17 protein-coding genes are annotated in these 21353 nt (G+C 37.5%); 2 read left to right on the forward strand and 15 right to left on the reverse strand.

All coding sequences use genetic code 11. From position 1 onward, the window contains the following. Window positions 1-592: 592 nt before the first annotated feature. The 10 genes from AOB46_RS20630 to AOB46_RS20675 form a co-directional block, all read right to left on the reverse strand. Window positions 593-1921, reverse strand: coding sequence for a hydroxymethylglutaryl-CoA synthase family protein (locus AOB46_RS20630; protein WP_062703081.1), 1329 nt, complete (start codon window positions 1919-1921; stop codon window positions 593-595). Window positions 1922-2094: 173 nt separating this feature from the next. Then, window positions 2095-4605, reverse strand: coding sequence for a M1 family metallopeptidase (locus AOB46_RS20635; protein ID WP_062702969.1), 2511 nt, complete (start codon window positions 4603-4605; stop codon window positions 2095-2097). Window positions 4606-4620: 15 nt separating this feature from the next. Then, window positions 4621-4851 carry a hypothetical protein gene (locus AOB46_RS20640; RefSeq protein WP_062702971.1) on the reverse strand — a complete coding sequence of 77 codons (231 nt, stop codon included), beginning with the start codon at window positions 4849-4851 and terminating at the stop codon, window positions 4621-4623. Between the two features lies 1 nt (window position 4852). After that, window positions 4853-6175: a serine hydrolase domain-containing protein gene (locus AOB46_RS20645; protein ID WP_062702972.1), complete on the reverse strand. Its 1323-nt coding sequence runs from the start codon at window positions 6173-6175 to the stop codon at window positions 4853-4855. A 298-nt stretch (window positions 6176-6473) separates the two neighbouring features. Next, window positions 6474-7268, reverse strand: a complete 795-nt coding sequence (locus tag AOB46_RS20650; RefSeq protein WP_062702974.1) for a thymidylate synthase — start codon at window positions 7266-7268, stop codon at window positions 6474-6476. A gap of 179 nt (window positions 7269-7447) precedes the next feature. Continuing rightward, window positions 7448-7888 (reverse strand): hypothetical protein, encoded by a 441-nt coding sequence (locus tag AOB46_RS20655; RefSeq protein ID WP_062702976.1) that lies wholly within the window; start codon window positions 7886-7888, stop codon window positions 7448-7450. A gap of 105 nt (window positions 7889-7993) precedes the next feature. Then, window positions 7994-9340, reverse strand: coding sequence for an alpha-amylase family glycosyl hydrolase (locus AOB46_RS20660; protein WP_062702978.1), 1347 nt, complete (start codon window positions 9338-9340; stop codon window positions 7994-7996). A 144-nt stretch (window positions 9341-9484) separates the two neighbouring features. Then, window positions 9485-10081 (reverse strand): IS1096 element passenger TnpR family protein, encoded by a 597-nt coding sequence (locus AOB46_RS20665; protein ID WP_062702980.1) that lies wholly within the window; start codon window positions 10079-10081, stop codon window positions 9485-9487. Window positions 10082-10216: 135 nt separating this feature from the next. Next, window positions 10217-11248 (reverse strand): sensor histidine kinase, encoded by a 1032-nt coding sequence (locus tag AOB46_RS20670; RefSeq protein ID WP_062702982.1) that lies wholly within the window; start codon window positions 11246-11248, stop codon window positions 10217-10219. 46 nt (window positions 11249-11294) lie between these two features. Further along, complete coding sequence (locus AOB46_RS20675; RefSeq protein WP_062702984.1) at window positions 11295-11972, reverse strand: response regulator transcription factor; 678 nt, start codon at window positions 11970-11972, stop codon at window positions 11295-11297. A gap of 197 nt (window positions 11973-12169) precedes the next feature. On the opposite strand from AOB46_RS20675, the gene AOB46_RS20680 reads away from it, so the two are divergent. Beyond that, window positions 12170-14800 carry a TonB-dependent receptor plug domain-containing protein gene (locus AOB46_RS20680; protein WP_062702986.1) on the forward strand — a complete coding sequence of 877 codons (2631 nt, stop codon included), beginning with the start codon at window positions 12170-12172 and terminating at the stop codon, window positions 14798-14800. Window positions 14801-14837: 37 nt separating this feature from the next. Further along, complete coding sequence (locus tag AOB46_RS20685; protein WP_062702987.1) at window positions 14838-16058, forward strand: hypothetical protein; 1221 nt, start codon at window positions 14838-14840, stop codon at window positions 16056-16058. A 115-nt stretch (window positions 16059-16173) separates the two neighbouring features. On the opposite strand, the gene AOB46_RS20690 is transcribed toward AOB46_RS20685, so the two are convergent. From AOB46_RS20690 to AOB46_RS20710, 5 genes are all read right to left on the reverse strand, one after another. Further along, entirely contained in the window at window positions 16174-16632 is a 459-nt protein-coding gene (locus AOB46_RS20690; RefSeq protein ID WP_062702989.1) for a hypothetical protein, read from the reverse strand. Window positions 16633-16754: 122 nt separating this feature from the next. After that, on the reverse strand, window positions 16755-17993 hold the full coding sequence (locus AOB46_RS20695; protein WP_062702991.1) for an amidohydrolase: 1239 nt from the start codon (window positions 17991-17993) through the stop codon (window positions 16755-16757). A gap of 79 nt (window positions 17994-18072) precedes the next feature. Continuing rightward, the gene (locus AOB46_RS20700) at window positions 18073-18921 is read right to left on the reverse strand and encodes an AraC family transcriptional regulator (RefSeq protein WP_062702993.1); all 849 of its coding nucleotides are present in this window, start codon (window positions 18919-18921) and stop codon (window positions 18073-18075) included. A gap of 327 nt (window positions 18922-19248) precedes the next feature. Continuing rightward, entirely contained in the window at window positions 19249-19917 is a 669-nt protein-coding gene (locus AOB46_RS20705) for an ankyrin repeat domain-containing protein (protein ID WP_062702995.1), read from the reverse strand. A 25-nt stretch (window positions 19918-19942) separates the two neighbouring features. After that, window positions 19943-21277, reverse strand: coding sequence for an amidohydrolase (locus tag AOB46_RS20710; protein WP_062703083.1), 1335 nt, complete (start codon window positions 21275-21277; stop codon window positions 19943-19945). Window positions 21278-21353 lie beyond the last annotated feature (76 nt).

Raw genomic sequence — 21353 nt, forward strand, 5'->3', positions numbered from 1 at the left:
AGATCCTGTAATTTCTTTTACAGCCTTTTTCTGCCCGAACCCAACCATTACCACCTCTTCAATCTGAGTTGATTTAGTAGCTGTATCCTTTTTTGCTTTTTGCTGTGCAAAAGCAGCCTGTCCTATGAAGAACAATGCTCCAGCACTTAATACACGTAGTTTAACATTCATATTAACAAATTTTAATATATTTTAATGGACAAATATGTTAATAATTATTAACAGTAAAAACAATTAAAAATCTGAAAATCAAAACGTTAAAGTTTAATATTTTCGTAAAAACAAAATATAATACATACTAAAACTAATCAAACACCTACATTTATATATAAATATTCTTAATTTAAAATTATTGGTAGAAATTTATAAAGTGTAAAAAAAAATATCCGAATAAACTAAATCAAAATAAATAACAAATAAAATTCGTTAAAAAACACTTTTACAATAAAAAAAATAAATATTTCACTATTAATTTTTCATCAGAAATTTTCAAAAATTAACATGAAATATTTACAAAATAACATAATATCACTCTTAAAAAAAACAAAACACTCAAAATAGAGTGTTTTTTATTCATTTTATAAAGATCGATTTAATAATTATAATCATAATATCTTGCTCCTTTCAGTACAGGATCTTCAGTTTCTACAGCTTTTAATCCAAATCCTTTATACTTTTCATTGACAGAGTTTTTAAGCTGTTTTCTGTGGAGCTTCTCATATGTTTCAAAGTCAATGGCAGTTCTGTTCTTCAGGTTTTTAAAAAGCTGCCATTTAGAAACTACCATCCTCCAGTTTTCGGATACCTTTCCGGCAAATACTTTTGATTTTGAACCGCTCCCATATCCGAAAAATCCTATTTCAGCCCCGGCCAGTTCTTCATTTTCGTTAAAAGAAGTCTCCAGTGCAGAAAGCATGGCCATAAAAATAGAAGCTGTGTACATATTTCCTATTTCTGAAGATGCTCTTTGTGTAAATTCTATTTTATCACTAACCAGCTGCAGATAACCACCTGATTTCGCGGCAGCTTTCTGTTCGTCCTGAGTATGATAAGGAAGGCCGTTTTCAAGACTGTAAATCTCTGTAAACACTCTTTTCCCGTGAAAAGCATACGGAAGATGGAAGATCAGATATTTCCAGGATTCATAAGGTTTGTTTTTCCCTGTAATTTCTTTATAATGCTGATAAGCTTCTCTGATTCTGTTCTGATAACACTGATTGGAATACTGACCGTCAAAAACAGGCTCATCTGTAAAAATTTCAATTTTATCCGGAAAATTTTCCGGAGCATTACTCAGATCTGCTTTATGATACTGCCTTCTCGGTTTGAAAAAATCGAAAACACTTTCCGTTGCCACTCCCCAGTTATTTTCAATTTCCAGAAGGTCCGGCCGGGAAGAAATCAGTAAGGCAACAGCTCCCCCGCCCTGGGTATATTCTCCTGAAGAAGCGAGTTCATATTTAGCATAATCACTCGCAATAACTACGGCTTTTTTATCCGGATTAGCTCTCACAAAATCTAAAGAATTATGCAGTACATCTACAGCTCCTATACAGGCAAAAGTCATATCTGCCACATCGCAGTTCCTGAAACATCTTTCTCCAAATTCTTTCTCTAATACTTTTTCTACCATCTGAACCGCATATGAAGCTGTTGGTTTTGCGGCATCCAGGGCACTTTCCGTTCCCAGATAGATTCTGGCTATTTCTTTTGGGTTAAGTTTATAATCCCTTATCAGCTTTAACAGGGCTTCGGCAGCAAAAGTGGCTGTATCTTCATGAACATCCGGAAATCCCATTTTATACAATCCAAGTCCTTTTTCAAGTTTTGCTGCTTCAATTCCTCTTTTCCCGGCCAGGTCCCTGATTTCCAAATACAAAGACGGCACATACCAGCCCGCTGCTTCAATTCCAAAAGTCATATTCTCTAAATTTTTATACGAATTTAAAAAATGCAGTCTGAATATTCCTTCAATATTATTTACTTTTTCAGCATTATTGTCAAATCTCATATTGTAGTTTCTAATCGGGATGATTATTCATTAAAAAAGCCACCGGAAACAGTGGCTTGTAGTATTTTGCAGTTGAAAACAGCTTATCTGAAGCTTTCAATCGCTTTATTCAATGTATCAATCTGCTTATTGATACTGGTTGCCTTCTGAGGATTCTGTCTTAAAAATTCCATCTTTTTGCTTACTCCATCTTTCAGCATCTGGATAACCATCATTTTGGCCTGCGGGTTCTCCCCCATCTGATCTTTTGCATTTGTGATGATCTTTGCAATATTTTCTGTTGCCTTCAGATTATCTGAGCTCATGATCCAGTTGAAACCATCTTCTGCGGCTTTTCCCAGTTCAGGATCTTTGAATTTAACAAATGGATAAAATGCGGCAAGCGGAGTGATATGAGGCATCTGGGAAATCACTTTATTTTTTACAACAATGGGAAGCAGCTGCTCTAACAAATCATCAGAAGCGCCTTCCAGATCAATCTTATCCGCTAAAGCATCTGCTTTTAAAGGATCAATAGCGAGAACAGCACTTAAAGAATTTCCTTTTACTGCATTAGAAACGGCATTTACTCCTTTTTCAAAAAGAGGAAGGTATTTTTTATCTTTGGTTTTAGCCAAAGCAGCTACTGCAGCAGCCTGAACTAAGGTTTTAGGATCATTTGAAGCCAGTTTTTCAACTTCAGCACCTAAGGCTTTCATCTGATCAGGATTGGTGAGATCCATGAGTTCCAATGCCTTTATTCTGATTCTGAAGAAAGGATCTTTCAGCGCTGAGCCTAATAATTTTACTACGGAAGTATTTTTTCCGGCCTGATCTTTTATCCCTGTAAGAGCCTGGTATCTGCTCTTGAATTCTTTAGAGTTAATAAACTGCATCAGGTTCTGTTCAGGGGTTTTTACATCGGTAATATCTGCCAGTAAAATACCATCTGCATTAATATTAACAAGATCAGGATTTTTAGAAACATCAAAACTGAATGTATTTTTAGCTTCTGCATTTACCCATACATTATACCTTTTGGGCTTTCCTGCATCATATACATCAATAGCCAATGGAAACTCGAAAGGTTGTTCCTGCGTTTGATTAATTATCACTGTAACCTGCTTTTTCACCGGTTCAAAAGTGGATGAGTAGTTTATTTTTGGATTTCCGCTTCCAAAATACCATTGATTGAAGAACCAGTTAAGATCTTTTCCGCTTACTTTCTCAAAAGACAATCGCAGCTGATGCGCTTCTGCATTCTGGTATTCATTGGTTTTAAGATAATCATTCATTCCGGCAAAGAAAGCCTCATCCCCCAGATAATTTCTCAGCATATGAAGGATTCCGCCTCCTTTCTGGTAGGTGACAAGGTCAAAAACATCCTCACGGGAATCATAATTGAACCTCACAAGATTTTTTCTGAAATCTGAGGGGTTATGGATATACATATTTACATCAGACATCAGGTGATAATCTGCCTGGTCTTTTCCATATTTATATTCATTCCACAGGTATTCAGAATAGTTGGCAAAGGATTCGTTCACTGTAAGGTTGCTCCAGCTCTCTGTTGTTACAAGGTCTCCAAACCAGTGATGAAACAGTTCGTGGGCGATGGTATCTTCCCATTTGTTTTCATCAATCAGCTGACCGGGTTTCTGAAGAATATCACTTCCGTGAAGGGTGGCGGTTGTATTTTCCATGGCACCGCTTACGTATTCTCTTCCCGAAATCTGTGCATATTTTGCCCAAGGGTAATCGTAGTTCATTTTCTTAGAAAAGAATTCGATCATTTCCGGTGTATTTCCGTAAATCTGCCTGGCATAGGGTTCATATTCTTTTTCAATGTAATAATCTACAGGAATATTTTTCCATTTATCCTTAACAATTGCGTATTCTCCTACCCCCATGAAAAAAAGATAGGGAGAATGTCTCTTATCCATTACCCAATGGTCTGTTCTAAGGCCATCCGTTTCTTTTTTAGATTCTTTTAAAACTCCGTTGGAAAGTGTGACGTACTTATCAGGAACAGTCATGTAAATTTCCTGAGTTGTTTTCTGGTTCGGTTTATCGATAGTTGGGAACCAGGCAGAAGAGGATTCTGTTTCACCCTGCGTCCAGATTTGTGTAGGCATATCAGGATCTTTCCCCTGTGCATTAATGAAATAAAGACCTTTTGCATCATTAATTGCCATACTTCCTGCCTGCTTTACCTCATTCGGACGGGAAGTGTATCTGATATACACGGTATAATTCTGATTTTTCTGATAAATTTTATCAAGGTTAATCTTTAAAACATCATTTTTATAATCGTATTTCAAGGGTGATTTTTTTCCATCGTTATCCAGTGCAACTTCATGAATCAACATTCCTTTTGCATCCAGAACCAGTTCATTAGACGGGTAAAAGTAAGGGGACGCTGTCAGCCATTCTTCTCCATTCATCTGCTCTTTCTGATAATCGAAGCTGACTTTAAGTTTCGTGTGCTTAAGCTCTGTTACTTTGGTATGCGTGGCCCTGTATATTTTTTCTCTTCCTGAGGTTTCAGTCTGTGCCGATACATTTGCAGAAAATACGATTCCCAATACAGCAATCGATAAAATCACCTTTTTCATTCTGGTCTACCTTTATTATTTTTTAGAATTATTTTTCGTTAATATGTCAAAAATATCATTCACCAAAGTCTCATAATCACCTGTTTTTAATTGTTCTTTGGTTTTGATAAAAGCTTTTTTCAGCTCACTTTCCGGATTTTCATCATCGATAATTTCAACCGACCCTACTCCTTTCAACTGAAGCACTGCATTTTTAAGCGCTTCCATATCTGCATTTTCTTCGGTATTTATTTTTAAATATTTCATTCTACTGTTTTTTAAAAGTGAAATTATTTCCTGCCTGCGAAAAATCCATTGTTCCTTTTTCAGCATTGAATTTCATTTTGATACCTGCTGTTTCAAATTTGAATTCACTTTCAGAAACAGCATTCAGTGGAAATGCTCCCTGTCCTGTGGCCTGGCCTTTTAGTTTACCGCCTTCTGAGAATATTCTGATGTCCAGAGGAAAGCCTTCAGCCTTGTAAAGTCCTTCGTATTTTTTCAAAAGGTCTCCTGCTACTTTCACTTCTTTAAAGCTGGGCATTTTAAAGTCTTTTCCTGTGGCAACTTCCAACATTTTTATTGAAATTTCATTGTTATTATAATCTGCCTGATTGGTGATGAAGCTAACTGCTGTTTTCAACTCAGGGAAGTAATACAATACGGAGCGGAACTGATCTATTCCCCCGTTATGCCCATATCCCCAATATTTATCAAAAGGAACTCTGGCAATACCATAACCATATCCGTCAGCAAATTCTTTCATCTGCTTAAGGCTGTTTTTATTGACTAATTTCCCGTTCTCTAAAGCGATAATAAACTTCAGAAGTTCTGTAGGAGTAGAAATAAGATTTCCAGCACCAGCCGGAACACTCATATCAGTTTCCTGCCATAGCTGGTAACTTCCATCAGCATACTGATAAGAAAGGGCCTGATTTTTAGAAGGGTCTATTTTCCCGCCTACTTCTGTAAGTGTTAATTTTAATGGTCCTGTAATTTTATCCTGAATAAGTTGTGCGTAGCTCTTTTTGTATACTTTTTCCAAAATGAGGCTTAACAGGATATACCCTGAATTACTGTATTCATATTTTGTCCCGGGTTCAAAATCACTTTTATATTTTTTAATGATTGATACCAGCGATGTTTCTGTCTGAGGTTTAGTATTGTATGTCCAGTATTCTTCTTCATTGGTGAGGTTGTGAATCCCGCTTCTGTGCTGTAAAAGGTCTTTAATGGTAATTTTATCAGCATTTTCCACTTCATGGTAAAACCCGGAAAGTTTAGTATCCAGAGAAAGTTTTTTCTCCTCCACAGCTTTCATCACTAATACGGCGGTAAACGTTTTGGATATGGAACCGATACGATACTGCGTATTCATATTAGCCTTCTGTTTTTTAGCAACATCAGAAAATCCTGTTACTTTTAAAAAGGTAGGCTTATCATTGTCTGCAAAGGCAAAACTTCCCATTACTTTATGGTGAACGGATAAGGAATCAAGGTAATCCATCAGTTGCTGTCTGCCAGTATTCTGAGAATAGGCCATGCAGGAAAGTCCTGCTGCTGCAACGACGAAAAGTTTTTTCAGCATCATACTATTAATTTTTATCAATCAGTAGTTAATATAAGGCTATTGTTACAGTTTAAGCCTCTGGAATGCACATTTGGTGATAATAAAAATAAGAAATAAGTAGTCTTCATCCTATACTGTATTATAGAATAAGGAATTATTCCTTAGCTCTTTTGATTTTAGGTTACAAAGTACAGAATAAGCTTCGCTGATCCGATAAAGCTGACGTTTTTAGCAGACTTCATCCGTGAAGTGAATTTTTGTATTTTCTTAGTTAAAGATGACGGCAAAAAAAAAGTTCCGGAAATTCCGGAACAGATTATTATATGGCTACCGGAGCTTTAATGCCCGGATGCGGATCATAATTTTCCAATGTAAAATCGTTAAAGTCAAAATCAAAAATATCTTTGATGTCAGGATTCAGCTTCATTACGGGAAGCGGTCTCGGTTCTCTTGAAAGCTGTCTGTTCACCTGTTCAAAGTGATTGTTGTAAATGTGCACGTCACCGAAGCTGTGAACATAGTCGCCTACTTCCAGGTCACATACCTGTGCCACCATCATCAGAAGCAGGGCATAGCTTGCAATATTGAACGGTACCCCCAGAAAAACATCAGCACTTCTCTGGTATAGCTGCAGCGATAATTTTCCGTCTGCTACATAGAACTGGAATAATGCGTGACAGGGTGCCAAGGCCATATTCGGGATTTCAGCGGTATTCCAGGCTGAAACAATCAGTCTTCTGGAATCCGGATTTTTTTTGATCTGACTGATCACTTCTGTAATCTGGTCTACAATTTTCCCGTCAGCTCCCTGCCAGCTTCTCCATTGTGCTCCGTAAACAGGCCCTAAATTACCGTTTTCGTCTGCCCATTCATCCCAGATAGAAACCCCGTGATCATTAAGGTATTTGATGTTGGTATCTCCTTTCAAAAACCACAGCAATTCATAAATAATTGATTTCAGATGCACCTTTTTAGTGGTTACCAAAGGAAAACCTTTTGACAGATCATATCTCAGCTGATATCCGAAAACACTTCTGGTTCCGGTTCCGGTTCTGTCTGTTTTGTCTGTTCCGTTGTCTAAAATATGTTGTAAAAGGTCTAGGTAATTTTGCATTTGAAAAGCGATTTTTATGGTCCAAATTTAGAAAAAACTTCCCTAAAAAACTATTAAAAAAGTGTTCACTTTCATGAATGCCCTGTATAGGAATGATATCATTTTTCTATTAAATTACTGTTGTTCAGCCAGGCTGAAAAGAATCAGCAGATTGAAATATCAGGTTCTTTTTCTCAAGATTACCAGATCTCTTCAATAGTCTGATTGATATTATTCACCGTAAAAATCTCTCTTTTCTTCTTGCCGTACATTGCTTTTACAAGAGGAGATTCTGCAGAAACAGTCATAATTTTTTGATGGTCTGAAATAATTTCACCCGCAGATACCGTAATATAAAATAAGCCTGTATTTGTTTTCACTAAAGCTCCCGGCTGCACCTTATCAGAAGGAACAGCTGATATTTTCTGAATAACTGAAAGCTGACTTAAAGATTCATTGAGCTGCCGCTGAAGATTATTGATCTCCTGCTGAAGCATTTCACGTCCGGTTTCATATTTATCCCCCATAGAGCTTTTGGTGTCGTTATTGGAGGCGCGGGTTTCAGCAATGAGGTTTTCAAAAGACCGGATTTTATCTGTAATCTTTATTTTTATGATGTTTAATAGTTCCTGTTTATTCATATGATGAAATTTCTTAGAGAATTTAAACTGAAGTCTATTGCAAATATGCATAAAACAAGCGGGCTAAAACCCGCTCTATTGAATATAATATTTCAAATAAAATACTTACTTTTCAAAGACTGCATAATCTGAAACTTTGAATGTGAAAGATTTTCCGCTATCAAAATCTCTTTTGGTTCTGTCAAAAACATTTCTGAAAGTTCCTGAAAGATTAGGGTCTTCAATGGTGAAATCTACGGGTTCTTTGGACATATTCAGAACAACAAGAACCTCATCTTTACCATTCTTTCTTACGTAGGCGAGAATCTTATCGTTAGCTGTAGTGTTCAGAAGGTAGGTCGTTACCTGAGCATCCCCTCCTCTTAAAGCCGGATTGGAAGCTTTCAGCTCAAGCAATGTTTTATAAAAACCGGCTGCCTGATAGGTATTGGTCCATTTAATCACATCTTTTTCAAAAAACTCCAGCCTCTTCATATTGGGAAGCTCCTGCCCGGAATACAGTAAAGGAACTCCATTCCACGTAGCGGAAAAAACGGCCATCGGTTTGGTAATCGCTCCATATTTTTCATACTCTGTCCCGTTCCAGGAGTTTTCGTCATGATTGGTGGTAAACCATGCCCTCATTGAGCTATCTCCAATATTGGAATACTGAACCAACAAATCTTTAAGTTCCTGAAGCGGTTCGTTCTTTTTATAATAATCTGCCGATTTATGCATCCATTTCCAGGAGTAGCTGGCATCGAATACTTTTCCGTACTCGGGACTTTCCAGCTCATCAAATTCTCCCAGCCAGAAAAGGGGCTTTACTTTTTCTACTTCAGGGCGGGCCTGCTCCCAGAAGTCTACTTCCACCCATGAAGCAAGGTCACATCTGAAGCCATCAATATTGGTTTCTCTTACCCAGAATTTCATGGCATCAATCATAGCCAGGCGCATTTCCTGGTTTTTGTAATCCAGTTCAATAATATCATCCATTCCTGAAGCAATATGAAATTTACCATCAGGATCTTTCAGATAAAATTCAGGATGTGTTTTGGTCCAGACATGATCCCATCCCGTATGGTTGGCAACCCAGTCGATGATGACTTTAAATCCTAATCTGTGGGCTTCATTTACCATGTGTTTAAAATCGTCCAGAGTTCCGAATTCCGGGTTAATGGAAGTATAATCTGATGCAGCATAAGGGCTTCCCATGCTTCCTTTTTTATTCTGCCGGGCAATAGGTGTTATGGGCATAAACCAAAGTGTTTTCACCCCCATATTTTTCAGGCGGGGCATTTCTTTTTCAAATGCTCTGAAAGTTCCTTCTTGGGTATATTGTCTTATGTTTACTTCGTAGATATTAGTTGTATGCTTCCATTCTTTGGGCAGATCCATAGTATTTTTTGTATTTTGAGTGGTACAGGAAACAATTCCCAGACCAATGATTGCGAATAAAATTAATTTTTTCATTAATCTAATTTTAGCAAAAATAAGGAATGTTTTTTTGAGCGACTGATAAAAATGCAAATAGAAAAGTTAAAAACAGGATGGATAATTTTTGGGCAACAAAAAACCCCGGATCAGCAATCCGGGGTCTTATATTGTATTCAGATGTTATCTTTCATCATCATTATCGTCTTCATCATCGAAAACATCATCGTTGTAGTCCTCTTCTTCTTCATCATCGAAGCTGTCATCTTCATCTTCAAAGTTTCCGGTTCCTCCGAAATCGTCTTCAAAGCCAAAGTCATCATCCAATAAAGGCATTGCTGATTTCTTTTTAGAGCTTCCTCCATTTCCGCTTTTACTAGGAGCCTTTAAAGGAACATTCCCGAATCTGTAAACTGTGATAGGATAAGTAACTCCTTTTTTCTCATCAATAATTTCAATTAATTCGCAGAAGAACTCCCAGAGATCAAGAAGTCCGTACTGGAACTGTGCTTTGTCCCCCGCATTCTGAAAAGCCTCATCGATGTATATATCTGACATAATTTCGCCATCACCATCGTCACTCATATCTTCCAGCGGTACACTTTTTACGATTGTTCCGTCATCTTCCAGAAGATTAAAAGTAGAAAGCTCGTCTCCCTGCAGACTGAACGCACTTTTAATTCCTAAATGTAAGTTCCATAGTGATTGTTTTCCTCTAACTTCAATATCTCGGAAAACATCTTCTTTCGCATCTAATATTACGCGGATCTTGTAAACCATATCAGTTTCTTAAATTACTTTTTTTGCCTTAATTATTATGATAAATCTCTGTTGCAAATATATAATAAATGACATGTGACAAAAAAATATTTCAGGATTTTTTAAAATATTTTTTTTTCTTACATTTTGACCGGATTATTTACTTTTCTCGAGCATAAAACTGAACTTAGTGCCTTCAAGATAGACACTTTCTACGGTAATATTTTCACTATGAGCCTCAAGAATATGCTTCACAATGGCCAATCCCAGGCCGGAACCGCCTTCCCTTCTGCTTCTGCTGGTTTCTACCCTGTAGAATCTTTCAAAAATCCGGGGAAGAATCTCTGATTTTATTCCCATTCCGTTATCAATAACTTCAATGAGAACTTTATTTTTCAGGACGCTTGTTTTCACAACGACTCTTGCCTCCTGCCTGTTGGCATAATGAATGGCATTTGAAATTAAATTGATGAAAACCTGAGATATCTTCTGTTTATCGGCATCTACAAAGATCTGCGGATGCAGGGTCTGAATCTGTAATGTGGTGGTGTGCTTTTCTGCTTCAAATTCAAGAAGCTCAAAAATTTCTTTGATCAGGAGGTTTACGTCAAATGTAGAAACCGTAAGGTTAATCTCTCCCGCTTCAAGCCTGTTGATCATATCAAGATCTGTAACGATAGCAATAAGCCTTTCTACGGATTTATCAATTCTTTCCAGATATTTATCACGGATGGTAAGATTATCCACACCGCCGTCTCTCAGGGTTTCCACATATCCCTGAATGGAAAATAACGGGGTTTTAAGCTCATGGGAAACGTTGCCGATGTATTCTTTACGGTAACTTTCCATTTCCTTCATCATATCAATTTCTGTTACCTGCTGCTGGTTGAGGTCCGAAAATCGTTCTCCAAGCTCTTTAATGGTAATATTCTCATCATTATCATGAACAATTTCCTGCGGAAGGAGTTCAGACAAACCACGGACCTGTTTTTTACCGTAGTAATTGAACAGGAGCTCCAGTACTACATAATTGATCATAAAAATGAGGACCACACAGATAAAAAGTCCGATTTTAAAAAACGGGGTTTGGTAATAAAGATCCTTCAGCGAATCAAAGATGATCACTAAAAGAAACATCACCAGCGTCAGAAGACACGAGGCGACGAGTGTAAGTCTGTAAAATTTCAATTTTACAAAGTTTTTAGGTTGGTATAAATTTAGGAATTTTAAGCTGTTAAACGATAAGTTTATAGCCAATTCCTTTCAGGGTCTGAATGGTATTAATTCCCAGTTTTTCTCTCAGTCTTCTGATGTGGACATCTATGGTTCTTTCTCCTACAATTACATCATTTCCCCAGACTTTTTCAAGGATTTCTTCTCTTTTAAAGACTTTTTCTGTGTTTGAAGCTAGCAGATAAAGCAGATCAAATTCTTTTTTAGGAAGAAGAAACTGCTGGCCGCTTTTGGAAACCCTGAAGTTGTCTTTATCAATCACAAGGTCACCAATTTCAATAAGTTTAGCGTTGTCTGAAACCTGGGAAGTCAACTGCAGTAGTGCATTAACTTTTGAAATAAGGATTTTTGGTTTGATCAGTTTTACAACGTAATCATTAGCTCCTGCCTGAAATCCGGCTAACTGAGAAAATTCTTCACTTCTTGCGGAAAGAAAAACGATCAGTGTTTTTTGAAGTTCTTTCACTTTACGAAGTTCCTGACAGGTCTCAATGCCATCTTTCTCCGGCATCATTACATCTAATAAGATAAGATCAGGAATAATTTCTTTGGCTTTTTCTATTCCTTCATTTCCGTTGGTGGCTGTGTAGATATCATAGCCTTCTTTTTCCAGGTTGTAAGACAGAATCTCTAAAATATCCAGTTCGTCGTCTATTAAAAGGATTTTCTTTTGGTTCATTTTAAATTTTTGCTGATTCAAAGTTAATAAATTTTAAAGCACAGATGAACGAATCCTTTATCGTTCACACAAAGTTAACACTACTGCCTGTTTCTTAATGTTTAGTTAAGAAAAAATTAAATTTTACTAAACCACTTACGCCATCAAACTTTTATTCCTTTGCACCGAAAGAATCTAGTAAATAAAGTAAGTAAATAATGAAAATTAATAAACTTAGCATTGCAGTCTTATTTTTATCCGGATCTGTATTTTATGCACAGGAAACGAAGCAGGATACCATCAGCAAGGAGAAAAAAATTGAAGGCGTAGTAATCCAAGGAAGCAGTAACAAGAAAACTGAAACTGCGGTATTAGGAGAACAGAAAAAAGCGATTATTCAAAAGCAGGCTGTAAGTGCTGAAGAGATTTCCAGAAAAGGAATCTCCAACGTAGAGCAGGGACTTACCAAAGTAACGGGAATCACTACGGTAGAAGGAAGAGGACTTTTCGTAAGAGGTCTTGAGGAACGTTACAATTACCTGTTGATCAACGGTCTGGGATCTCCTTCCAACAACCCTTTCCAGAAGATTATTGCTTTAAAGCAGTTCCCAACGGATGTAGTAGGTAAATTAAATATCTACAAAACCTTCAACTCTAACCTTTACGGAGATTTCGCAGGAGCTACTTTTGATATTGAAACTCTGACGATTGATAAGCCTTTTTCAAAAATTGAATTCGGGATTGGAGTGAATACCGTAAGTACTTTCAAAGATGGATTTAAAGTTTCGGAAGGTGCAGACGGATTTACAGGTTATCTTGGACTGAATTCAAGGGATAAAAAGTTACCATTAGCGATAAGAGATTCAAGACCAAGTAATTACAGATTTTCAGGAAATGAATCATTATCCCAGTTTAAAGACAACTGGAATGTAGATAATGTAAAATCCATGCCTAATACTAATATCGGATTCACCACTGTTCAGAAAATGAAGGCCGGAGAGAACGGAAGCCTTGGTTTCTTGTTTTCATTAAATCAAAGTTCGGAATATTCATATAAAGAAGGGGCAAAAAACCAGTTTAAAGATTTTGGAGGGGTCATCAATCTAAATAACGAACTACAAAGAAAGCAGTATAATTATCAGATAGAATCATCCGCTTTATTAGGATTAGGATATAAAAATAAGGGTACAGCTATTAATTTAAATGCAATGTACCTTCAGAATGTTAACAATATTATTGAAGATTATTACGGATATAAAAATAATCAGGTTCAAAATAAAGATATTGGATTCTTCCGTACCAACCAACAGGATTTATCAAGATTCCTTAACATTCAGCTGACAGGTTCACAAAAAATAGGAGAAAGACATCAGGTAAAAGCAGGAGGAAGTTATGTAATCAATAACTATCAGCAGCCTGACAGGAAGATTCTGGAAGGAAGCCGCCTGGATTCAAACGGAAATATGCTTTCTGATAACCAATTGCTTTTGGCATATGGAGGAAATAATATTATCCGTCAGTACCTTGATGTAAATTCAAGATTTTATGGTTCTGCTTATGGAGAATACTCTGTGTTTTTAGGGGAAAAAGGAGATAAAAAAGATTTCCCGATGCAGCTATCCATTGGATATAATGGATTTGCAGATCTCAGAAAAACATCATACCGGTTCATTTTCGGAAAACCTAATGGCACGGCAGGGCAAAGTTTTATCATCGATAAAAACTCTCCGCAGGCTAAATTTGACCAGGATCTTGCCAATAACAGATTCTTCTTCCAGGAAGAAACGGATGCATCCAACTTCTTTACCAGCATGTATCAGTTTGTTAATGCAGGTTATATTAACTTCAATTACAAACCTTCTGAAACATGGGATATTCTTATTGGCGGAAGATACGAAAATGATATGACCTTAATCCGTTTTTCTGAGCAGGGAGCTGAGAAAAAAACAAATCTGGACAAAGAAAGAAATCTATTCCTTCCCTCCCTTGCTGTTAAAAAAGCGCTTAACAATAAGAATAACCTAAGATTTTCATTCAGTAAAACGGTTACCCGTCCCGTACTGATCGAAACAATGGAAATTTCATACATTAACCCGGATAACGAGACCATCAAAGGTAATCCGGACATTAAGTTAAGTGATAACTATAACTTCGATTTGAAATGGGAATATTTCCCTACCAATAAAGAAATGTTCGCTGTGAACTTATTTGCAAAAAGAATTAACAACGCCATCGAAAGATCTTTTGTTTCTTCCGGAGATGCCAATGGGGTAACAGTTACTTTCTACAACGCTAAAAAAGCTGATCTGGCTGGTATCGAATTAGAAGGAATCATGAGCCTGGGAAGAATTTCTGAATCTTTGGACAAGTTCACATTAGGGGCTAATGCCACTTTTATGTATACCGATGTTGAAAGAAGCGAAGACCAGTTAAAGCTTGAACAGCCTAATCCTAACTTTTATACAGGAAAACTTCGTAAAAGAGGACTTCAGGGAGCCTCTCCTTACACCATCAACGCCGATTTAAAATACGAAACCAAAACCAAAAATAATTTAAGCAGAACATTATCCCTGGTATACAACGTTTCAGGATCTAAGATCTACGCTGTGGGAACTTCCGGTTCAGATAATTTCTACGAAAAACCCTTCCACCAGCTGGATTTCGTATATCAGGAACAGCTTACAAAAAACTGGAACGTAAAAGCCGGAATCCGAAATATTCTGAATAACAGATACAGAATTCTTTTAGGGGATAAAAGCTACTATAATGTAGAAACCAACGGAAACAATACCTATACAGATTATTTCAGAGGAATAAACTTTAACCTGACTGTAGGGTATACGTTCTAAACAATTCATAAAAATAAAAAATAAATAAAGTATAAAAATGAAAAGAAGAGTTTTATCATTACTATCGTTAACTGCTGTGTTAACATTGGCCTTAAATTCATGTACAATTGATGTAAATGACGGCTTAGGAGATGGTACTCCGGTTACTCCTGGAACTACTGAAAGTGTATTAAGTGGAAGCGGAACTTTATCCGGGACTATTACTAAGGATATATTAATTAAAAAAGGGAATTATACATTAGACGGAATCGTAAAAGTAACCAATAATGCAACAGTTACTATTGAAGCAGGTGCTACTTTTACCGTTTCTACAACTAAAACAAGCAGTCTTGTAGTTCTTCAGGATGGTAAAATCAATGCTGTTGGAACAGCTTCTGAACCTATCGTGTTTACAACTGCCACTAAAACTCCTGGTGACTGGGGTGGTATTACCTTATATGGAAATGCTCCTATCAAAGCTATCAACGGAAATACCCAAGCTTTGTCTGAGGATGGAAACAATGTTTACTACGGAGGGAACGATGCTAATTCAAACTCAGGAACGATGAAGTTTGTAAGAGTAGAATATGCTGGTAAAAAAATTGGTGACGGTACTTCTGAAACCAACTCTATGACATTCTATGCAGTAGGAGCAGGAACTACACTAGAAAACCTTGTTACTTACAAAGGAACTGATGATGGTTATGAGTTTTTCGGAGGTACTGTAAGTGCTAAAAACATTATTTCTTATGGAAATTATGACGATTCTTTCGACTGGCAGGATGCATGGAGTGGACAGAATAATACAAACTGGTATGCTTTCCAGACAGGTGTAGGAAATTTCGGAATGGAAATTGAAGCGTCCAGCAATGTTGATAATGTTGCTCCGAAAATTTCAAATATTACCTTAATCAGAGATGCTAACACAAATCCTGAAGTTGCCAACTCACCTGAAATTTCAGCGATTCAGTTTAAAAAGCAGGGAACCGGTATTTTCTCAAATGTTTACATCAGCGGATATAAAAACATCGGTACTCAAAAGGCCTACTCAGTTCTGATTCAGGATGCACCTACAGAAACAAGCCAGGTAATCACCAACAAGGTATCTGTTGCACCTATGACGTATTTAAACTCTGATAATGCAGGAGTTTGGGGGTACGCGTTCACACCAAACGGAGGAAAAACCTTCACTAATGCTACAACCGTTACAAAAGTATCTCTAACTTCAGGAGCATGGGCTACTGTAGACGGAGTAAACCTTTTAGCCGGATTACAATAAGTAACTAGTTTCTTCATATCAAATTCAAAAATCCATCAGAAATGTTTTTCTGATGGATTTTGATTATTCCAGATTCAACTATTAATTAGAATCATCAAAAAAATGGTGAATAGTATTATGGGATAAACCTGTTATTACAAAACTCAATAAATTCAATAGAATTTGACGGCGGTGGTTCTTCACCTGTAATACAGCTAATACTTGAATTTAAATATTTCTTTATTTTTCTGAACATAGAAATGCTTTCTTCAGAATCTACTTCTTTTCCCACAATGGAAATCCCAAAAACCAATTTACCATCATCCGTATACTGTATGGTAACCTGTTTAATCTCGGCACTCTCTATAAGATTTTCCCAATAGATTATATAATCAACATCCGGGTTTTGATCCAGGTAGGCCAGTAAATCCTTAACATCATAAAAGGTTTTCCTATGTTTATCCTTTCCAAACTGTGGTACAGGATAATCTTCTGATATTTCTCTGTGCCGGGGTAAGAAATCATTAAGAAATTGGTAGACAAGATCAGAATTTCTGTGCTCTGTCAAATAATATGAATCAATGTATTGGGGCATTTACTTAATATCTTTAAGCGTTTTTAAATATAAGCAAATCTATCTGCACAAAAAAGCCACCAGAAAACTGATGGCTTCGGATTCACAAAAAACAAGTATATAAAAAATATATAATTTAACGATTAGCTTCTCCAGAACAGATTCCCGTTATTCATCAGGGCTTCTGTTGGCGATATTCTGGAAACGGCTTCTGCTGAGCATGAGGCGTCAATGAATACAACTGCCGCTTCATCTTCTGCTTTAGGCCATTGCTGCTTTCCTTTTTCATCCAGTGGCAGGATACTTTGAGTAGCAAACTGCAGCGCTCTTGAAAGAGCCAACTCTGTGGCATAACCGTACAATTCGGCAATAAGATTGGCTTTTTGCAGCATATTCCCGGAACCGAATGTACTCCAGTAATCCTGAACATTATCATTTCCTATCAGTACATTTACCCCATATTTCTTTAATAATGCGATAGGCATGATTATTTTTCCGAAAGGAACCGATGAAGCAATTCCCACTTTTCCTGCTGCCAGCCTTTCCGCAATCTGCTCTGCTTCTTTTGCTGAAAGATGGGCCAGAGCAAAAGCATGACTTATGAATGTTTTCCCCTGAAGCTGCGGATTTTCAATAGCTTTATCAATCAGATAATTGATCGTTTTCATTCCTGATTCTCCGGTTTCATGAAGGTGAATATCAATTCCCTTTTTATGATCCAGAGCCAGCTGTACAGTAAAATCGAGTACTTTTTCAATACTTCCGTCAATGCTTAAGGGATCGAGGCCTCCGATGAAGCCTACACTTTTCAGTTGTGCAGCCTCTTTCATCAGGGAAGCGGAATCTGTATAATACAGTCCGTGTTGCGGAAAAGCAACCAGTTCAGCACCAAAAGAGTCCTTTTTATTTTCGAGGGCCATTTCCAAATGTTCCAGAGATTTTAACCCGGAAGTGGGATCCACATTAAAATGAGTTCTCGCAAAATGGGTTCCGTAATGCTGTAAAAGACTGATCAGCTGTTCTGCCCGTTCCACAGAAGTTTTCAGCAATTCCGGGATAATTTCCTGTTCATAGGCAATCATATCTTTCACAGACCTTCTTTTCGGAGACAATGCCTGCCAGGGAAGCCCGTACAGGGTTTTGTCCAGATGAACGTGCATGTCTCTGAATGCAGGAAGCATCAGGTATCCTTTTGCATCTACCGCTTTGGAAGCAGGATCATTGGCTTTTACCGCTTTAATTTTTCCGTCCTCAATATCAATGCTGAAAAGGTCTGTTTTTGTTCCAACTACTTCTTCATTATCATATTCAAAACCTGTTTCCAGGCGGACATTTTTCAGGGAGTATTTTCCTTTTGCAGTTAATTGATAGGGAAATTGCATGATTTAAAATTTAACCATACAAAATTACGCCTGTTCCTTCTCAAAACCGGTGTATTAATTATGTCTTGTGTTGTACAGATTATTCCTTGAAGTGGGAAGGGGTCATTCCGGTCTGTGCCTTAAAGAATTTGGAAAAGCTGGCATGATCGTAAAATCCGAGGTCATAAACAATGTCTTTTACAGACATTTCGGAAACTTTCAACAGGCGTTTAGCTTCCAGCAGAATACGGTCCTGAATAAGGGATGAAGCCGATGCATTGAGGTTTTTCTTACAGACAATATTCAGATAATTGGCAGAAATATTCAGCTTATCGGCATAGAATGAAACGGATCTCTCGGTTTTAAAATGCTGATCAATCAGGTGTAAAAATCTGGAAATAATTGGATTTGAATGATACACTTCAAAATCTTTAAAAACTCCTTCCACAGATTTGCTTACCAGCAGGCCGATAAGTTCGCTGCGTTTCTGGATTACTTCCCAAAAAACAGTTTCCTTTTCCAGCTCGTTCCGGATAGCCTGAAATTCATACCTGAAGGTTTCAAAAATATCTTCAGAAAGATTGATTACCGGATGATTCTGGTAATAGGATGCAGAAAATCTTAAGGACGGCAGAAAACTTTCAAACCAATCCCTGCTGATCATCAGCTGATAGCCTATTGTCTCTTTTTCAATGACCCACTGATGAACCTGGCCGGGGAAAACAAGGTGGATCTGGCGGTTTTTCACCTGATATTCCGTAAAATCAATAGTATGGGAACCTACACCGTGCTCAAAAAGATTAATGATAAAAAAATCATGTTTGTGGGGATCATCAATAGAACGCGCCCCATAAAGCTCATTAAACAGCAGATTACAGCCCTGCAGCTGGTTTTCACTGAACTCCTGAATTCCTAAAACCGGAAAATGATCTGTATGATGATGGGCCACGCGGTGTGATTTTCTCCTAAAATTAATAAAAATTATAAGAGTCCTTTCAATTTATTTCAAAACATTAACGAGTGGTATAAAAAATATTTCTTCTTTAAAAACTTTTATATAGCAGATTACGCATAAAACCTGAGTAAATGAAATATTCTTCCTGTGTTTTCCGCCACAGACGCACAAATTTTTATCAGTATATCCGTAACGGCTACGCCATAAACACAATAAAAAACCACAAAAAAGACAAATCATCCGTCACAGTTTTACGTCTGTATGATCAAATGCTTGCAGTTTCTGTGGTCAACACTAAACTATATATATCCAAATTTTATTTTAGGATTTCAATATCCGGGCAATTTCTCCAAACCCCATAGATTCAGCATGCTGAAGCGGAGTTTTCCCGGAGTGATCCGGAATGCTGAGATCTGCTCCGTTATCTTTTAAAACCTGTACAATTTCCTGATACTTTTGGGTTCCGTTTCCAAGGATTACGGCCTCCATCAGAGCGGTCCATCCTAAACGGTTCACATGATTAACAGGGAATCCTTTTGTCTTTACCAAAATTTTTACGGTTTCCACATGACCTCTCTCGCAGGCAGGAATCAATGCAGTACCATTATACCGGTTGAACACATCAAAACGGGCTCCGTTTTCCAGAAACAATTTCACCAGTTCTGTCTGACCGCTTGCTCCGGCATATAGAAACGGACTGTCCAGCTGGTCATCCTGAAGGTTAACATCTGCTTTATAAGAAACCAATAGCTTTGCCATTTCAACCTGTTTTTCTCTCGTAGCGATGAGCAGTAGCGAACGCCCTATCCTATCTTTGGTATTGACATCTGCCCCTTTATCCAACGCAGATTTTACTGCTGCCAGATCATTTTTCTTTACCAGACCTATGATATCTTTCTGTTCCATCCTGTTTTCTTTTGGAGAGCCATCGGGTTTTACCTCACATGCAGTCATGCTGCCGAATGCCAGTAGAAATATTAAAGCTTTCATTGCGCCTCATTTTAGGGTTAACGATTTAAAAGACAACATTCCCCTGATGAACCAGAGATTCTACGTTTGAAATTCTCGATACTGCTTCGGCTGAACAACTTGCGTTCATCAGTACAAAGTCTGCCTGATCTCCTGTTTTAGGCCATTGCTGAACTCCTTTATTATCCAGTGGAAGTACATTTCCTGTTGCCAGCTTTAAGCTTCTGGATAATGCCAGCTCTGTAGAATAGCCGTACAGCTGTGCCATAAGGTTGGCTTTCTGAAGAACACTTCCCGTCCCGAAAGTATTCCAGTGATCTACAATACTGTCATTTCCTGTTAATACGGTTACATTATGCTTATATAAAGCTGGAATCGGCATAACCAGTCTTCCGAAAGGGATGGTAGAAACAATTCCGATCTGTGCAGCGCCCAGTTTTTCAGCTATTTCTTCTTGTTTTGCAGCCTCCAGTCTGCCTAATATAAAACAGTGGCTCAAATACGTTTTCCCTTTTAATGAAGGATTTTCATTAACTTTATTAATCAGGTATTCCACGGTTTTCAATCCGGAATCTGTGGTTTCGTGCAGGTGAATATCAATTCCTTTTTTATGATCTAAGGCCAGCTGAACTGTAAAATCAATTACCTTTTCAATATTTCCGTCAACATTAAAAGGGTCTACTCCTCCGATAAAATCAATATCCATCTTGGCGGCTTCCTTCAGATAAGGTACTGAATCTGTATAAAACACTCCATGTTGGGGGAAAGCTACCAGCTCTGCTCCAAAGCCTTTCTTTTTATTATCCAGGGCTTTCTGTAAGTTTTTTAACGACTGTAGTTTTGACGTAGGTTCAATATTCACATGACTTCTCGCGAAAGATGTTCCTTTTGACTGTAACAGTTCAATCATCTTTTCCGCCTTAAATGTTGAGTTTTTAAGCATTTCAGGAAGTATCTTCTGTTCTAGTTCAATCATTCCTTTAACTCCGCCTGTTCTTTTTCTTACCGCCTGCCATTTATCTCCGTAGAAGGTTTTGTCAAGATGAATATGCATATCTTTAAATGCAGGAAGCATCAGAAGGCCTTTTGCATCTACAGCTTCAGCATTGGGCTGATTGGGAGTAATTTTTGTAATTTTTCCGTTCTCAATCTCTATACAAAACAGATTGGTCTTTGTGGCAGTTACTTCTCCTTCTTCATAGATAAATCCTGTTTCCAGACGGACATTTTTAAGGTTTAATTTTCCTTTTGCCGAAATATTTTTCTCATCAGAAAACGGTGATGCAGTCATGATGTTGGGTATTAAAGTTAATCCGGCCATTGCCAGTGCTGAGTTCCTGATAAAATCTTTGCGGGATATTGTATGGTCTGAGGTCATCATTTCCAATCTCTTTCTGACAAAATTAAAAAGAACCGGCATGAACGGAGTGTATGGTTTATTACAAAATCTGTATGAT

This window comes from Chryseobacterium indologenes, assembly GCF_001295265.1.
GTDB lineage: Bacteria > Bacteroidota > Bacteroidia > Flavobacteriales > Weeksellaceae > Chryseobacterium > Chryseobacterium indologenes_A.

What these genes read in the sequence shown, in the direction of transcription:
- AOB46_RS20650 (WP_062702974.1), bottom strand. Translation starts at nt 7,268, where the DNA reads ATGCAAAATTACCTAGACCTTTTACAACATATTTTAGACAACGGAACA.
- AOB46_RS20695 (WP_062702991.1), bottom strand. Translation starts at nt 17,993, where the DNA reads ATGCAATTTCCCTATCAATTAACTGCAAAAGGAAAATACTCCCTGAAA.
- AOB46_RS20660 (WP_062702978.1), bottom strand. Translation starts at nt 9,340, where the DNA reads ATGAAAAAATTAATTTTATTCGCAATCATTGGTCTGGGAATTGTTTCC.
- AOB46_RS20630 (WP_062703081.1), bottom strand. Translation starts at nt 1,921, where the DNA reads ATGACTTTTGGAATTGAAGCAGCGGGCTGGTATGTGCCGTCTTTGTAT.
- AOB46_RS20665 (WP_062702980.1), bottom strand. Translation starts at nt 10,081, where the DNA reads ATGGTTTACAAGATCCGCGTAATATTAGATGCGAAAGAAGATGTTTTC.
- AOB46_RS20690 (WP_062702989.1), bottom strand. Translation starts at nt 16,632, where the DNA reads ATGCCCCAATACATTGATTCATATTATTTGACAGAGCACAGAAATTCT.
- AOB46_RS20645 (WP_062702972.1), bottom strand. Translation starts at nt 6,175, where the DNA reads ATGATGCTGAAAAAACTTTTCGTCGTTGCAGCAGCAGGACTTTCCTGC.
- AOB46_RS20640 (WP_062702971.1), bottom strand. Translation starts at nt 4,851, where the DNA reads ATGAAATATTTAAAAATAAATACCGAAGAAAATGCAGATATGGAAGCG.
- AOB46_RS20685 (WP_062702987.1), top strand. Translation starts at nt 14,838, where the DNA reads ATGAAAAGAAGAGTTTTATCATTACTATCGTTAACTGCTGTGTTAACA.
- AOB46_RS20680 (WP_062702986.1), top strand. Translation starts at nt 12,170, where the DNA reads ATGAAAATTAATAAACTTAGCATTGCAGTCTTATTTTTATCCGGATCT.
- AOB46_RS20705 (WP_062702995.1), bottom strand. Translation starts at nt 19,917, where the DNA reads ATGAAAGCTTTAATATTTCTACTGGCATTCGGCAGCATGACTGCATGT.
- AOB46_RS20675 (WP_062702984.1), bottom strand. Translation starts at nt 11,972, where the DNA reads ATGAACCAAAAGAAAATCCTTTTAATAGACGACGAACTGGATATTTTA.
- AOB46_RS20655 (WP_062702976.1), bottom strand. Translation starts at nt 7,888, where the DNA reads ATGAATAAACAGGAACTATTAAACATCATAAAAATAAAGATTACAGAT.
- AOB46_RS20710 (WP_062703083.1), bottom strand. Translation starts at nt 21,277, where the DNA reads ATGATGACCTCAGACCATACAATATCCCGCAAAGATTTTATCAGGAAC.
- AOB46_RS20635 (WP_062702969.1), bottom strand. Translation starts at nt 4,605, where the DNA reads ATGAAAAAGGTGATTTTATCGATTGCTGTATTGGGAATCGTATTTTCT.